This window comes from Pseudomonas sp. (assembly GCF_026224925.1).
In the GTDB taxonomy this organism is placed as follows: Bacteria; Pseudomonadota; Gammaproteobacteria; order Pseudomonadales; family Pseudomonadaceae; genus Aquipseudomonas.
The window spans coordinates 1-13,513 of record NZ_JAMFRV010000301.1 but is presented as its reverse complement, the minus strand read 5'-3'; the positions used below and the strand labels follow the sequence as shown (position 1 = coordinate 13,513).

General features: G+C 56.6%; 13 protein-coding genes. 9 read left to right on the top strand and 4 right to left on the bottom strand.

What is annotated here, in order from left to right:
* From M0974_RS12955 to mnmH, 4 genes are all read left to right on the top strand, one after another.
* The coding region (locus tag M0974_RS12955; protein ID WP_297836946.1) for a DUF2252 family protein at window positions 1–503 on the top strand (503 nt) is incomplete at its 5' end.
* Window positions 504–593: 90 nt separating this feature from the next.
* Window positions 594–1,499 carry a bifunctional Delta(1)-pyrroline-2-carboxylate/Delta(1)-piperideine-2-carboxylate reductase gene (gene lhpI, locus M0974_RS12950; RefSeq protein ID WP_297836942.1) on the top strand — a complete coding sequence of 302 codons (906 nt, stop codon included), beginning with the start codon at window positions 594–596 and terminating at the stop codon, window positions 1,497–1,499.
* 62 nt (window positions 1,500–1,561) lie between these two features.
* Entirely contained in the window at window positions 1,562–2,596 is a 1,035-nt protein-coding gene (gene selD, locus M0974_RS12945) for a selenide, water dikinase SelD (protein WP_297836939.1), read from the top strand.
* The gene (gene mnmH / locus M0974_RS12940) at window positions 2,596–3,705 is read left to right on the top strand and encodes a tRNA 2-selenouridine(34) synthase MnmH (RefSeq protein ID WP_297836936.1); all 1,110 of its coding nucleotides are present in this window, start codon (window positions 2,596–2,598) and stop codon (window positions 3,703–3,705) included. Before selD ends, mnmH begins: the two co-directional genes overlap by 1 nt.
* On the opposite strand, the gene M0974_RS12935 is transcribed toward mnmH, so the two are convergent.
* A complete protein-coding gene (locus M0974_RS12935; RefSeq protein WP_297836933.1) occupies window positions 3,700–4,755 on the bottom strand; it encodes a permease in 1,056 nt (351 codons plus the stop codon). The two genes, mnmH and M0974_RS12935, sit on opposite strands and share 6 nt — an antisense overlap.
* Window positions 4,756–4,957: 202 nt before the next feature.
* Between M0974_RS12935 and M0974_RS12930 the strand changes: the two genes are divergently transcribed.
* From M0974_RS12930 to M0974_RS12920, 3 genes are all read left to right on the top strand, one after another.
* The gene (locus M0974_RS12930; protein WP_297836930.1) at window positions 4,958–6,454 is read left to right on the top strand and encodes a helix-turn-helix transcriptional regulator; all 1,497 of its coding nucleotides are present in this window, start codon (window positions 4,958–4,960) and stop codon (window positions 6,452–6,454) included.
* Between the two features lie 154 nt (window positions 6,455–6,608).
* The gene (locus tag M0974_RS12925; RefSeq protein WP_297836927.1) at window positions 6,609–6,860 is read left to right on the top strand and encodes a DUF1652 domain-containing protein; all 252 of its coding nucleotides are present in this window, start codon (window positions 6,609–6,611) and stop codon (window positions 6,858–6,860) included.
* An 86-nt stretch (window positions 6,861–6,946) separates the two neighbouring features.
* On the top strand, window positions 6,947–8,758 hold the full coding sequence (locus M0974_RS12920) for an ABC transporter ATP-binding protein (protein ID WP_297836925.1): 1,812 nt from the start codon (window positions 6,947–6,949) through the stop codon (window positions 8,756–8,758).
* 35 nt (window positions 8,759–8,793) lie between these two features.
* On the opposite strand, the gene M0974_RS12915 is transcribed toward M0974_RS12920, so the two are convergent.
* Both M0974_RS12915 and M0974_RS12910 read right to left on the bottom strand, forming a co-directional pair.
* Complete coding sequence (locus M0974_RS12915; protein WP_297836922.1) at window positions 8,794–10,134, bottom strand: OprD family outer membrane porin; 1,341 nt, start codon at window positions 10,132–10,134, stop codon at window positions 8,794–8,796.
* Window positions 10,135–10,299: 165 nt separating this feature from the next.
* The gene (locus M0974_RS12910; protein WP_297836920.1) at window positions 10,300–10,572 is read right to left on the bottom strand and encodes a DUF2790 domain-containing protein; all 273 of its coding nucleotides are present in this window, start codon (window positions 10,570–10,572) and stop codon (window positions 10,300–10,302) included.
* 380 nt (window positions 10,573–10,952) lie between these two features.
* Here M0974_RS12910 and M0974_RS12905 point away from each other — a divergent pair, with 380 nt between their 5' ends.
* Entirely contained in the window at window positions 10,953–11,693 is a 741-nt protein-coding gene (locus tag M0974_RS12905) for an ATP-binding cassette domain-containing protein (RefSeq protein ID WP_297836918.1), read from the top strand.
* Window positions 11,693–12,487, top strand: a complete 795-nt coding sequence (gene fetB / locus M0974_RS12900; RefSeq protein ID WP_297836915.1) for an iron export ABC transporter permease subunit FetB — start codon at window positions 11,693–11,695, stop codon at window positions 12,485–12,487. Before M0974_RS12905 ends, fetB begins: the two co-directional genes overlap by 1 nt.
* A gap of 4 nt (window positions 12,488–12,491) precedes the next feature.
* On the opposite strand, the gene M0974_RS12895 is transcribed toward fetB, so the two are convergent.
* The gene (locus M0974_RS12895; protein ID WP_297836912.1) at window positions 12,492–13,286 is read right to left on the bottom strand and encodes a substrate-binding domain-containing protein; all 795 of its coding nucleotides are present in this window, start codon (window positions 13,284–13,286) and stop codon (window positions 12,492–12,494) included.
* Between the last annotated feature and the right edge of the window lie 227 nt (window positions 13,287–13,513).

Here is a 13,513-nt window from a genome sequence, read left to right as displayed (position 1 = left end):
TGATGCGCTACGCGGTGCTGCTCGGGGTCGGCGACGACGAGGAACAGGATTACTGCCTGATTGATGTCAAAGAAGCCATTGCCGCTGCGGCTCCGCGTGCCGCCAGCGCGCGTATGCCCCGCGATAATGCCCGTCGGGTGGTCGAAGGCGCTCGCCACCTGTCACCGGCACTCGGTGAGCGAATGTTGGCCACGCGCTTTCTCGATCACGGCGTGTTTATTCGTGAACTGTTGCCCCAAGACATGAAGCTGGAGCTGGACACACTGAATGAAACCGACGCCATGCGCGCCGCGGGTTATCTGGCGCGAATAGTCGGTATTGCCCACGCCCGGCAGATGGATGATGACCTGCGCAAAAGCTGGTTGGCTGACTTGCAGCTCAACCGTTCCAAGACGCTGGACGCGCCTTCATGGCTGTGGACCAGCGTTGTGCAGTTGGTCGGCAGCCACGAAGAGGGCTATCTCGAACATTGCCGTCGGTATGCTTTGCAAACCGCACGCTGATGCGGCGCCTGGTTTAACAGCATTCGATTGACTGCATTCAGGGGCAAGCGTAAAAAAAGCCCCTGCTAAGAGCCCAGGTGCAGTCACGACATGAAAGTATTTAACGAAATTGAAACTGCTCGACTTCTGCCCATCCGCGAGTTGATTGATGCCCTGCGCATTGCAGCTAAGCATGTGGTTGATGGCGATATTGTCAGCCCAGAGCGTCTGGTAATGCCGTTGAAAGAGGGCGGTGTAATGCTGTCGATGCCGGCCACGGCCGATGACATCGCCATTCACAAGCTGGTTAACGTAAACCCGCGCAACCGCCATCACGGTTTGCCAACCATCCATGGGCAAGTGGTTGCTTGCGATGCGTTGAGTGGCGTGATGTTGTTCCAGGTCGACGGTCCGACGGTGACGGGCAGAAGAACCGCGGCTGTCACCGTGCTCGGCATCAGCCGCCTCCTGCCACAAGCGCCGCGTTCGGTGCTAATCATTGGCGGCGGCAAGCAAGCGGGTAACCACGTAGAAGCGATTGCCGAGGTGTACCCCGACGCAATCATTCGTGTGCGCGGCAGTTCCGCTCAAAGCGCTCAACACTTCGTTGATCGGTTCAAAGCCCTTGCGCCAAATGTGGTGGTCGATGACCTCAGCACTCAGACCGACGCCGATGTAGTGATCACCGTGACCACCAGCAAGACTCCGGTTTACCTTGAGCCGGCCCGGCCCGGTTGCCTGGTGATAGGCGTTGGCGCATTCACTCCGGATGCTGCGGAGATTAGCGCCAAAGTGATCAACGCCAGCACGGTGTATGTGGATGACCCGTTGGGCGCCACCCACGAAGCCGGCGACCTGATCCTCGCCAATATTGACTGGGCACGGGTTAAGTCCTTGGCCTCGGCGCTGACCGAAAAGCCCGATTTCTCCAAACCTATCGTGTTTAAAACCGTAGGCACCGGTGCCTGGGATCTGGCAGCGTGCCGGGTGATTAAAGCCAATCTTGAACGGAGCTGATCAGCGCCTGCATCGGTAACACCTCTGGTAGTATCTGCGCACTTGAAATTCAGAGGTGCCCCATGAGCGAGCCGATCCGCCTTACCCAATACAGTCATGGCGCCGGTTGTGGCTGCAAGATTTCTCCCGAAGTGCTCGAAGTGATTCTTGCGGGTAGCGGCGCGCAAAACCTTGATCCAAAGCTCTGGGTCGGCAATGCGTCGCGTGACGACGCGGCAGTTTATGCCATCGATGATGAGCGCGGCGTGGTGTCGACCACCGACTTTTTTATGCCCATCGTCGATGATCCGTTCGACTTCGGGCGGATAGCGGCTACTAACGCCATCAGCGATATTTATGCGATGGGCGGCGATCCGCTGATGGCGATTGCGATTCTCGGCTGGCCGGTCAACCTGCTAGCGCCGGAAGTGGCCCGTGAAGTCATTCGTGGTGGCCGGGCAGTTTGTGATGCTGCAGGTATTCCTTTGGCCGGCGGGCATTCGATTGATGCGCCAGAGCCGATTTTTGGTTTGGCGGTGACCGGGCTAGTGGAGAAGCGCTTTATGAAGCGCAATGACACGGCCACTGAAGGCTGCAAACTGTACCTGACCAAACCGCTGGGCATCGGCATCCTCACCACTGCTGAAAAGAAGGGTGTGCTGCGGGCCGAGGATCAAGGCGTGGCTCGGGACTTGATGTGTACGTTGAATAAGCCGGGCAGCCGGTTTGCCCGCCTTGAAGGAGTCAAGGCCATGACCGACGTCACCGGCTTTGGTTTGCTGGGGCATCTGGTGGAAATGGCCGATGGCGCCAAACTCACCGCGCGCATTGATTTCGCTGCGGTGCCGCGCTTGTCCAGCGTCGATTTCTACCTTGAGCAAAACTGCGTGCCAGGTGGCACTCATCGCAACTTCGACAGTTATAGCGCTCGCCTGACACCCTTGACCCAGATGCAGAAGCTATTGCTGTGTGACCCGCAAACCAGTGGCGGGTTATTGGTGGCCGTCGAGCCTGCTGGACAGGAAGCGTTCTTGGCGATGGCAGCAGAGTTGGGGCTGAGCTTGTCGGTGATCGGCGAGTTCATCGGCCGACAGAGCCACGCGGTCGAGGTGTTCTGATGCGTGACAACAGCGCCGACTACCGCGATATCTTTCTTAATGACATTCCGCTGATGGACGTTCGGGCGCCCGTCGAATTCGACAAAGGCGCTTTCCCGTTGGCGCGCAACCTGCCGCTGATGAATGACCTGGAGCGGGAAAAAGTCGGCACCTGCTACAAGCAACACGGCCAGCAGGCGGCCATTGAGTTGGGCCATCAATTGGTCTCAGGCCAAACCAAGCAGGACCGCATCGACAGTTGGTCCGAGTTTACCCGTTCCCAGCCGCAGGGCTTTTTGTATTGCTTTCGTGGCGGCCTGCGCTCGCAACTGACGCAGCAATGGCTCAAAACCGAAGCCGGGATCGAGTATCCACGGGTGCTCAATGGTTACAAAGCCCTGCGTACGTATTTGATGGACGTCACCGAAACCGCAGTGCTTGAGTGCGATTTCGTGCTGGTGGGCGGGCTGACCGGTTCCGGCAAGACCGAGGTCCTGGCCAAGCTGGATAATGCGCTGGACCTGGAAGCTCATGCTAACCATCGTGGTTCGAGTTTCGGCAAACACGCGACTGGGCAACCGGCGCAGATCAGTTTCGAAAACATCCTGTCCATCGACATTCTCAAGAAGCGTGCGGCGGGTTTGAATCAGTTCGTGATCGAAGACGAAGGTCGCGCAGTGGGCAGTCGTGCAGTGCCGCTGACCTTGTTTCAAGGCATGCAGCAGTATCCGCTGGTGTGGCTGGAAGAGCCTTTCGAGAATCGTGTGGAAAGGATCTTGAAGGACTACGTGGTCGATCTTTGCGCCGAGTTTATTGATGTGCATGGCATTGAGCAGGGTTTCGGCGTGTTTGCCGCGCAACTGCGGCAAAGCCTCGCAAGCATCGTTAAACGTCTGGGAGGCGAACGTTACCAGCGCCTGTCAGCGGTGATGGACCTCGCGCTGAGCGAGCAAGAAATGTCCGGCGCAGTGGACATGCATCGGGAATGGATCTGTGGGTTGCTGGGCGAGTACTACGACCCGATGTACGCCTACCAGCGCGACAGCAAAGGGCCGCGCATCGAGTTTTGTGGCGATCACCCAGCGGTGATCGAGTACTTGAAGGACCGCCAGCAGCGGATGGCCTTATAAAATTGCAGCACCCACCAATCCGCTGATAACGCCGACAAGCATGGTCAATACAGCCACAGTCACCAGCACTTTGGTGTCGAAGGATTTGCGCAGCATCAGCAGCGATGGCAGGCTGACGCTCGGCAATGTCATCAGCAACGCCACGGCAGGGCCAGTGCCCAAGCCCAGCGAGAGCATGGTCTGCACAATCGGGATTTCGGCGGCAGTAGGGATCACGAACAACGTACCCACTGCTGCCAGCGCCACCATCCACACCAAGCTGTTGCCCATGGACGCGTCAACGTGTGGGAATAGCCAAACTCGCGCGGCACCCAAAACCAGCACCGCCACGATGTAAATCGGGATCGTGCTCCAGAACAACTGCCACAGGGTCTTGGCCCAGCGCGACATGAAGTTGCTTTGATCCGTCGTGCTCGCATCAGCCACCGCTTCCAAGGCCAGCTCAGGCACTTGTTCGGGACTTGCGATACGCTGCGCGATCAGCGAGACACCCAACACCAGAATCACCCCGGCCACCAAGCGCAGCGCAGTGAATTCCCAGCCCAGCACAAAGCCCATGAACACCAGTGTCGCCGGGTTCAAGACCGGGTTAGCGATCCAGAAAGCCAATGCCGCACCGACCGATACTTGCTGCCGACGCATGCCGGCAGCCACGGGCGCCGCACAGCAACTGCACATCATCCCCGGCAGTGCGAACAATCCGCCGCGCAAAGTCGAGCCAAAACCGGCACGCCCAAACAGACTCAGTAACCAATCGCGGGGGATCAGCACTTGCAGTAGCGACCCCAGGATGACGGCCAGAACAGCTGCTTTCCAGATGGCCAGGAAATACACCTGGGCATAGGCCAGCGCGGCGCTTAGAGGGCTGTCTTGTGGGGCGCCAAGTATCGAAGCGCCGATGCTGTGGTTGTCAGCAGCAATGAACGACTTGAGGTAGTAGGGTGACCATTTGACGTAGTAGAGGCCAATGACCGCCACCGCCAAGAACAAAATGGGCTTCCACCAGAATGATAGGCCCCGTGGTTGGGCGACAGTTGGCATCGTGGTCATTGAGCTGTTTCCGGGGAGTAGGGATAGCGCCGCATGATAACTCAGCTTGTACGCAGCACTTTAGCTTTAGCGCGCAGGCGGTCTGTTTTGCTGCTGTTTATTGAAGTTGCTAATCCGAGTGCTGGCAAGCGCGCTGCACTCTGGCAATCACTCGCTGTCGTAAGTGTCATGCCCCTATGCGCCGCACTATTAAGGAGACGCGATGAGCCAGGACCTACTTGCCGCTGAAACAAACAGACGTCAGTTGCAGCAGATTATCTCCGGGTTGTCGGACGGCGTGATTTTGCTTGATGTGGACCAGAGCATCGTCTGGGCCAATGAGTCTGCTCTGGCGATGCATGGGATCAGTGAGGTCAGTGAGTTGGGCGCCAATGCGCAGGAATACGCTAAGCGTTTCGCGCTGCGTTACCGCAACAACCATCCATTACCCGATGAAAATTACCCCCTCAGCCGGGTCTCGGCCGGGGAGGCGTTCAGCGACGTAGTGGTTGAAGTTCGGCATGTCCATGGCACAGAGCAAATGTGGGTGCATCGCGTGCGCAGCATGATTTTGAGCGATTCTGCGGGTGACCCTGAGTCGTTGGTATTGATTTCAGATGACGTCACCGAATGGGCCAGCGCCGAGCAGCGCTTTGAACGCACCTTTAACGCCAACCCTGCACCGGCCATCATTTGCAGGCTGAGCGATTTGCGCTACATCAAAGTCAATCCGGGCTTTCTGGAAATGACCGGGTACTCGCGGGAATACGTTATTGGCCGTTCAGCCTATGAAGTAGATGTACTGGAGGGTACTGAGAATAAGGAGCTTGCGGTGCAGCGCTTGGGCGAGGGCACGACTATTCCTCAGATGCACGCGGAGCTCAAACTTCCCGGCGGTGGCAATAAATTAGTGATTGTTGCCGGCCAACCGTTGAGCATCAACGATGAAGATTGCATGTTGTTTTCTTTCGTTGATCTTGAAGCTCGCCGCAAAGCAGAGGTGGCGTTGCGTCAAAGCGAAGAGCGTTTTGCCAAGACCTTTCGTTTAAACCCGGTACCGACGTTAGTGTGCAGTGCCGATCGCCAGCAAGTGGTGGATGTGAACGAGGCGTTTTTCCGGGTAACCGGTTTTACCGCAGAAGAAGTACTCGGGAAGACCGTGGCTGAAATTGGCTTCGTCGAAGGTCAAAATGCCTGTCATCAGTTATTCGCGACGCTGGAAAAGGCCGGCAGTGTCGGCGAAGTCGATCTGCGGGTTCGTAAAAAGAACGATGAGGTGATCGACTGCGTGGTGTCCGCGGACTCCCTCAGCATTCAGGACGTGCCGTGTTACCTGTTGGTGCTGATGAACATCACCGAGCGCAAGCGTTCTGAGCTGGAACTGGTTGCAGCGATTGAAGAGGTGATGCGCGACGCTTCCTGGTTCAGCCAGACATTGATCGAAAAACTGGCAAATGTGAAAAGCGCCAGGACCCTCAATCTACCGAATGTTTCGTTCAAAGAGCTAACCGCCCGTGAACGTGATGTGCTTGGGTTGATCTGCGAAGGTTTGGCCGACAAGGAAATTGCCTCCCGGCTCAAGGTCGCACCGAACACCGTGCGCAACCACGTTGCTACGGTTTATTCAAAACTCGATGTCCACAGTCGAAGTGAGGCCATCGTCTGGGCCCGTGAACGCGGTTTGTTCGGCGGCGAGCGGCGGCCCAATGGCAAACAATAAGGTGCAATTGCACTAAGCCGCCCGGTGCAAATTCGTGTTTTGCCAAAACCTTTCTTTTCTTACTCTTGCTTGCATGGCAACTACGAAGATTGCACGCCAGTAAGCCGTGCAACCTGCGATTACTTAATCCTCCCTACTAGAGGAGCACACCGCTGTGTTTTCTCTTTCTTATATACGCCGCTGCCTGGAAAAAAGTTTCGCCCCCTTGGCGTGTGAATGCACGGTGGGGGTCGATACCTCTCTGACGGTACGTATTTTTGATCGCGCAACCGGGCGCGTGGATCTGGTGGTCACGGGCATCATCATGGAGAAGCTCAACAGCGCAGAAATGATCGCCCATATGGTCGACGAATTGCGCTACGAGATAGCCGGCAACACCCTGCATACGGTGGAAGTGATCGAATAGTCGTTCGACGCTGGCGATTGCGTGCGACTGGATGTACTGGCTCAATGACGACACAATGTGCAACGTAATCCCGGAGCCGTCGTCGCATGCCAGTTGTCAGCCGTTTCGCCTCTTTTGTCGACCAAGCGAAGCGTGCCTTGGAGCTGGTCTGGAGTACCTCGCGGGGGTTGTTTCTCGGTCTGGTAGTGGCAACGCTGATCGCAGGAATATTGCCCGCATTGGCCGCGTGGTTGGGGCAACGCATCGTCGATTCAGTGGTTGCCGCCATGCAGTTGCATGCCAGCCAAGGCAGTGCGCCGCTGTGGCCCGTGTTGCGTTACGTGTTGTTCGAAGCGGGAGTATTGGCGTTATTAGCCGGCGCGCAGCGCGGGTTGTCAGTCCAGCAATCACTGCTGCGGGTGCAACTGGGGCAGAAGGTCAATACGTTGATCCTCGAAAAAGCCCAAACCCTGTCTCTCGCGCAGTTCGAGAACTCCGAGTTCTATGACAAGTTGGTTCGCGTTCGCCGTGAGGCATCAACCCGGCCGCTGGCGCTGGTTACCAAGTCTTTGGGCCTGATTCAGAACCTTATTTCGCTGATCAGCTTCGCCGTGCTGCTGGTGCATTTTTCGCCGTGGGCGTTGGCAATTCTGATCCTTGGTGCCTTACCGGTGTTCTTTGCTGAAGCGCATTTTTCCGGTGATGCCTTTCGGCTGTTTAGCCGTCGCGCACCTGAAACCCGTCATCAGAACTACATTGAAACGCTGCTCTCCCATGAAACCTACATCAAGGAGGTCAAGCTGTTCGGCTTTGCGCCGCTGTTGCTACAGCGTTATCGGGACATGTTTACCAAGCTCTACAGCGAAGACCGTCGGCTGACCTTGCGCCGGGATGGTTGGGGCTTCCTTCTCGGGCTGCTGGGCACCAGCGCGTTTTACCTGGCGTATGCCTGGGTGGTGATCGACACAGTGAACGGCTTGATCACCCTTGGCCAAATGACCATGTACCTGGTGCTGTTCAAGCAAGGGCAGAGCGCCGTCAGCAGCAGCCTCAGCGCCATCAGTGGCTTGTATGAAGACGGCCTGTACCTGTCCAACTTGTATGAGTATCTGGCGCAGCCGGTGATCGTTGAAACAGGCGGCCTTACCCAAGGTGTGCTGCCCGGCGACGGGCTGCGGTGCGAGGGCGTCGGTTTTAGTTACCCGGACGCGCCACGGGCCACTCTGGAAAACATCGACCTGCATTTGATGCCGGGGCGCAGCGTGGCGCTGGTGGGCCAAAACGGCTCAGGCAAGACCACGTTGATCAAGCTGCTGACCCGTCTCTATCGCCCCGATCAAGGCCGCATCCTGTTGGATGGCAGCGACCTTAATGAGTGGAGCGAGGACGCGTTGCGGCGACGGATTGGGGTGATTTTCCAGGACTACATTCGCTATCAATTGACGGTGGGTGAAAACCTCGGTGTCGGTGACATTGACGCGTTTACCGATGAAACCCGTTGGGCTGCAGCGGCGCACCAAGGCATGGCGGCGGAGTTCATTGAAGCGCTGGACCAGGGTTATGCCACCCAACTGGGTCGCTGGTTTGCCGGTGGCCAAGAGCTGTCGGGAGGGCAGTGGCAAAAAATCGCCCTGTCTCGGGCGTACATGCGTCGCAACGCCGACATCCTGATTCTCGACGAACCAACGGCAGCCCTCGACGCCGCCGCTGAAGCCGCGGTGTTCGAGCATTTTCGCGAGCACGCCAAGGGCCGCATGACCTTGTTGATCTCGCACCGTTTTTCCAGCGTGCGAAATGCTGATCATATCGTGGTGCTGGATCAAGGCCGAGTGCTGGAGCGCGGCGACCACCAGAGTTTGGTGGAGGCGGGGGGGCGTTATGCGCAGTTGTTTGACTTGCAGGCGAGGGGTTATCGGTGAGGCAGGGCAGTGACGTACCGCCTCAGGCAATCTGATCAGAGGAAGTTATAGGTGTAGTTGAAGACCAGCCGTGTCTGATCCTGGTTGGCAATTCCTGTTCCGCCGGAGCGATAGGTGCCGTGGCGCAGGGTGGTGCCAAAGCCTTTCATCATGCCGTCCTGGATCACATAGTCTATTCGCATGTCAGTTTCCCACTCATGGGCGTCGGGACCTCGGCCATTGGTGGCCCGTATGTTCTGACCTCTGAGGTAGCCGACAGCCGTTTTCAGGCCTGAGATGCCGATATTGGCGAAGTCGTAGGTGTATTGGCCGAAGTTTGTGTTCTCACCTGCGCGGGCGAACTGTCCTACGATGGCGTCTGTAAACGAGTAGAAACTGATGCCGCCTTCACCCTCGTTAGCACCGTTACCGTTGACAACGTTGGCTTGGCTCAGCCAGACGAAACCACCGTCGTCCGACACTTGCTGACGCCCCAGCATCAGCGACTGACTGCCCAAGGTGTAGGTGAACATCGCACTCCACGTGGTGTTATCTACCTTGCCCGCGTTCTTGGCATAACCACCGTTGTTGTTGAACGCGTAACCCGGATCCCCGTTCTTGCCGTCTGAATCGCTTTTGAAGTAGCGCAGATCAGTCTTCAAGGACGAGTCGTCAGTCAGCGGCAGTACATGCACTAGACCGAGGAAGTTCTGAGTGTAGAAGTTCTCCAAATTGAGGTAGTAGTACTGCAGCGTTAGGTCTTTGGTGGCCTTCCAGTCACCACCGGCTAAACGAAGCTTGTTGCTCTCTTCAGTCGCACCCGATACCGCAAGCCCGGTGCTGTTGGTGGAGGCGCGGCCCTTGGCGTGTTCAAGCTGACCGCCAGTGATTGTCAGATTATCGATTTCCTTGGACGTAAACATCCCGCCTTCGTACGTCTGGGGTTGCAAGCGCCCGTCGTTAGCGATCAGAACCGGCAGATTGGGGGTCAAGGTGCTGCCATAGCGGAATTCGGTTTTCGAATAGCGCGCCTTGGCAGTTGCGCCAGCACTGGCCCACGTAGTTTCAGCCCCTGCGCCGTCACTTGGGGTAAACGAGTTGTTCATCGGGTGATGGCCTTCGCCTCCATCCAGGTGCACGCCTACCAGGCCTTGAAGGTCAACGCCGAAACCTACAACGCCTTCGGTGAAGCCAGACAGATAGTCGAGCTTGAACGATTGCGCCCACTCTTTCTGGTCAGCGCCGCCGCTGCGGTTGTCCGAATTGTAATAATAATTACGCATTCCCAGCGACAACTTGCTGTCTTCTAAAAAGTCAGCGTGCGCACCCCCACTAAACGTGAGGGCGATGGTTAAGCTGGCCAGCGGAATAGCAGCTGGCAGCAAGCGGTTAGGCATACAGGCTCCTTCGATAACTCTTATAGGTGGTTATTTGCAGCAACTCGTCCGCCGTGTATTTAATATTTTGGTCGGCGAGTTGCTCAATATAGCGGGCTGTTATTTATAGGTGTGCTTAAATAAGGCGGTTCAGGGGGGCGGTAACTTGATTGTTGGCTTAATGTATCAACCGTGGTCGCAACCTGTGCCCATGGCCTGGTACTGCATGCGGTGGCGCTGGCCGGTCGAGTCCTCATAAACCATCTCCACCGGCACTGCCCCGCATACGTTTCCAGGTTCGGTGGTCGAGATCACCTTCGCGATGTCCAGATGAGTGCTGTAACTGTAAACCTCTACAGGTGGGTTCTGGTTGTTCGACACGGTATTCGAATCATCGGCCATGGCAGGAACAGTCAAACTGGCAAGTACGACTGCGATAAACACGCTTTTAACGTTCACTTAATACTCCGTCATTTATTAAACATGGCCCTGTAGCGGCGACATGTCTTTTTCCGAAACGTGCTGTCGAAAGTAAGCAGTGGAACTCAGACTTAGAGTCTTCAGCCGGCGTTGTGGTGGCGCGAATGGTAGGTAAGTCAGGGTGACGAAGGTAGGCGCGTTTGCGACAAACACTGTTGACTGGAAGCGAGGTAATGAGGGGTTTCTGCCCGTTTAAGGGTGTCTGTCAGCGCCGCACATAGGAAGTGATCCCGCGATTCGGTGGGAGCGAACTTGTTCGGGAAGCAGTCGACGCGGTTTATCAGGCATACCGCGGCGCTACCTTAGCGAACAAGTTCGCTCTGATGTCCGTCAATCACCTATGCTGCTGCACCTATCAGATGCCCCAGAGATTCCGTTATCCGATGACGCTTTCTACCCAAAACCTGTCGCCGGCCAAGCTCCAAACAACACTGATCAAAGCCACCGGCCTCGTCCGCTATGACGCAAAAAGCCAAACAAACCTGCTCAAGTCGTTGGACTTCACGTTAGCCGCTGGCGACCGGGTAGCCGTTACCGGGCCGTCGGGCTCCGGAAAAAGCGTGTTTCTGCGCGCGCTGGCGTTGTTGGATTCGCTAACCAGTGGCCAAGTTTTTTGGCGCAATACGCTGGTGAGCGGGGCGGGGATTCCAGCTTATCGGCGCCACGTCAGTTACATAGCCCAGCGTCCGGCGATGTTGGAAGGCACGGTTGAGGACAATCTTCGCTACCCCTTCAGCCTGAAGGTTTACAAAGACCGGACATTTGATCGCGAGGCGGCGTTGCGACTGGCTGAGCTGGCGGGCAGGGGCGACGGTTTTCTCGATAAGCAGTCCAGTGAACTGTCCGGCGGGGAGGCGCAAATTGCTGCGTTGATCCGGGTGCTGCAATTACAGCCTGATGTGCTGCTGCTGGATGAACCGACTGCCGCGCTAGACCCTGAGTCTTCGCGAGAGATTGAAGCGTTGGTCAGCGCCTGGTTCAACGCGGCGAATGGCGATGACCGTGCCTATTTATGGGTCTCCCACGATCAGGCTCAGGCGAAACGCATGAGTGGGCGTCATTTGACGATGTTGGCCGGAACATTGAGTGAGCAAACCTGATGGACTATCAAAACCTGTCACTCCTGGATATTGCCATTGCGTCCTCGTTGATTTTGATCAACGGCGTGCTGTCGGTCATGTTGAAGCTCGATCTTGAACGCAAGCTCGCCCTGGCGGCGGTTCGTACGGTGGTGCAGTTACTAGCCATCGGTTACGTATTGGGCTGGGTGTTCGGTCATGGCGAGTGGTACGTGGTGGTGCCGTTGATGGCCGCGATGACCTTGATTGCCGGGCTATCGGCGTCGGACCGTGGCAAGCGTACTTATGCAGGCCAGCGCCTGGACAGCATTGTGTCGATTTGGGTGAGTTCATGGTTGGTGGCGGCGGTGGGTTTGTTTGCGATCATTCGAATTCATCCGTGGTATGAGCCGCAGTATGCAATCCCGATCCTCGGCATGATTCTCGGCAATACCCTGACCGGCGTGTCGTTGGGCATTGAGCGCATGACCCAAGAATTGACCGCCGGACGCAATGTGGTGGAAATGAGCCTGGCGCTGGGGGCATCGCGTTGGGAAGCCGCACAGGGTCCGGCGCGGCAGGCGGTAAGGGCAGGCATGATCCCGACCCTGAATCAAATGACCGTGGTCGGACTGGTCAGCTTGCCGGGGATGATGACCGGCCAGGTACTGGCCGGCCAATCGCCGATTCAAGCGGTACGCTATCAAATCATTATCATGTTCTTGATCGCGGCCGCGTCCGGTTTGGGCACGGTGTTTGCGGTATTGCTCACCTACCGGCGGCTGTTTTCCGCTGACCACCGGTTTCTCGCGTCGAAGCTGCTGGAGCGCAAATAGGCCGTTAATGCACGGGGGTTAGCCCACTGGACTGAATAATTGCGCTTGCTGCGCTGGAGTCCAGGTACGCCAACAACGCCGCTGCGTCTTCTTGATGGACGTCTCGACGGGTCATTGCCCCAGAGTACAAGGTCATTTTTTGCACCTGATCCGGGATCAACCCCACGACATCAATGCCTTCCTCTTGCTTTAGTTCGCTTAATTGCTGGAAACCTATCTCTGCTTCACTAAGCGCAACTGCTTGCGCGACCGACTCGGCAGAAATTATGTGGATTTTATCCTTCAAGCGCTCGGACAGATGCATCTGGGGAAAGAGCACTCGCAACAGATAGATCCCGCTGGGGGTGTCTGACAGAGCAATAGATTTGGCATCGAGCAAGGTTTGTGCGAAATCCTCCATGCTATGAATGTCGGGTACTTTCGCGCCCTTACGCACGGCCATGGCAATGAACGACTTGCCCAGATCTACGCGGCTCTGTCGCTGTACCTGGCCTTGCTCGACCAGTTTTTGCAGCGCCCAATCCTCCGTGATGACTACATCGGCAGTCTCGCCGCGATTCAGTCGATTCGTTATCTGGGTGGCGCTATTACCAGTGGAAGGGGATTCCTCGACAATCAATTTAACCCCTGTGGTTTTTTCATAATCGGGAGCGATGGCCTGAAGCGCGGCCATAAACCCGCCGGTTGTCCACACGGCAAGTGACCTGACAGGCGGTGGAGGACGGATAGATTGTGCCGAAACTCCGTCGGTAAACAAAAAAAGAAAAGCTAATGTGAGCGTTGAAAAGGTCTTCGTCATGACCAAACATCCTGAATTCTGTTGCATACCTGAGACTTAATAGAGAAGAAGCGCGACTGTAGCCGCGCTGTCGAAACATCTGAAATTAAAGTGAGTTAAGAAAAGTTTAGTTTACCGCGTGTTTAGCACTGCCTAGTCTGCATCGCTGGTTAAAATATGCGCCAATTGGCCGCTGAGGTCTGGAGCGGGCCATCGTCGCAAGGAGTAAAAATGAGTCGCGCATTGGT

Coding starts and splice junctions, on each gene's coding strand:
- lhpI (WP_297836942.1), top strand. CDS start 594: ATGAAAGTATTTAACGAAATTGAAACTGCTCGACTTCTGCCCATCCGC.
- selD (WP_297836939.1), top strand. CDS start 1,562: ATGAGCGAGCCGATCCGCCTTACCCAATACAGTCATGGCGCCGGTTGT.
- mnmH (WP_297836936.1), top strand. CDS start 2,596: ATGCGTGACAACAGCGCCGACTACCGCGATATCTTTCTTAATGACATT.
- M0974_RS12935 (WP_297836933.1), bottom strand. CDS start 4,755: ATGACCACGATGCCAACTGTCGCCCAACCACGGGGCCTATCATTCTGG.
- M0974_RS12930 (WP_297836930.1), top strand. CDS start 4,958: ATGAGCCAGGACCTACTTGCCGCTGAAACAAACAGACGTCAGTTGCAG.
- M0974_RS12920 (WP_297836925.1), top strand. CDS start 6,947: ATGCCAGTTGTCAGCCGTTTCGCCTCTTTTGTCGACCAAGCGAAGCGT.
- M0974_RS12915 (WP_297836922.1), bottom strand. CDS start 10,134: ATGCCTAACCGCTTGCTGCCAGCTGCTATTCCGCTGGCCAGCTTAACC.
- M0974_RS12905 (WP_297836918.1), top strand. CDS start 10,953: ATGCCCCAGAGATTCCGTTATCCGATGACGCTTTCTACCCAAAACCTG.
- fetB (WP_297836915.1), top strand. CDS start 11,693: ATGGACTATCAAAACCTGTCACTCCTGGATATTGCCATTGCGTCCTCG.
- M0974_RS12895 (WP_297836912.1), bottom strand. CDS start 13,286: ATGACGAAGACCTTTTCAACGCTCACATTAGCTTTTCTTTTTTTGTTT.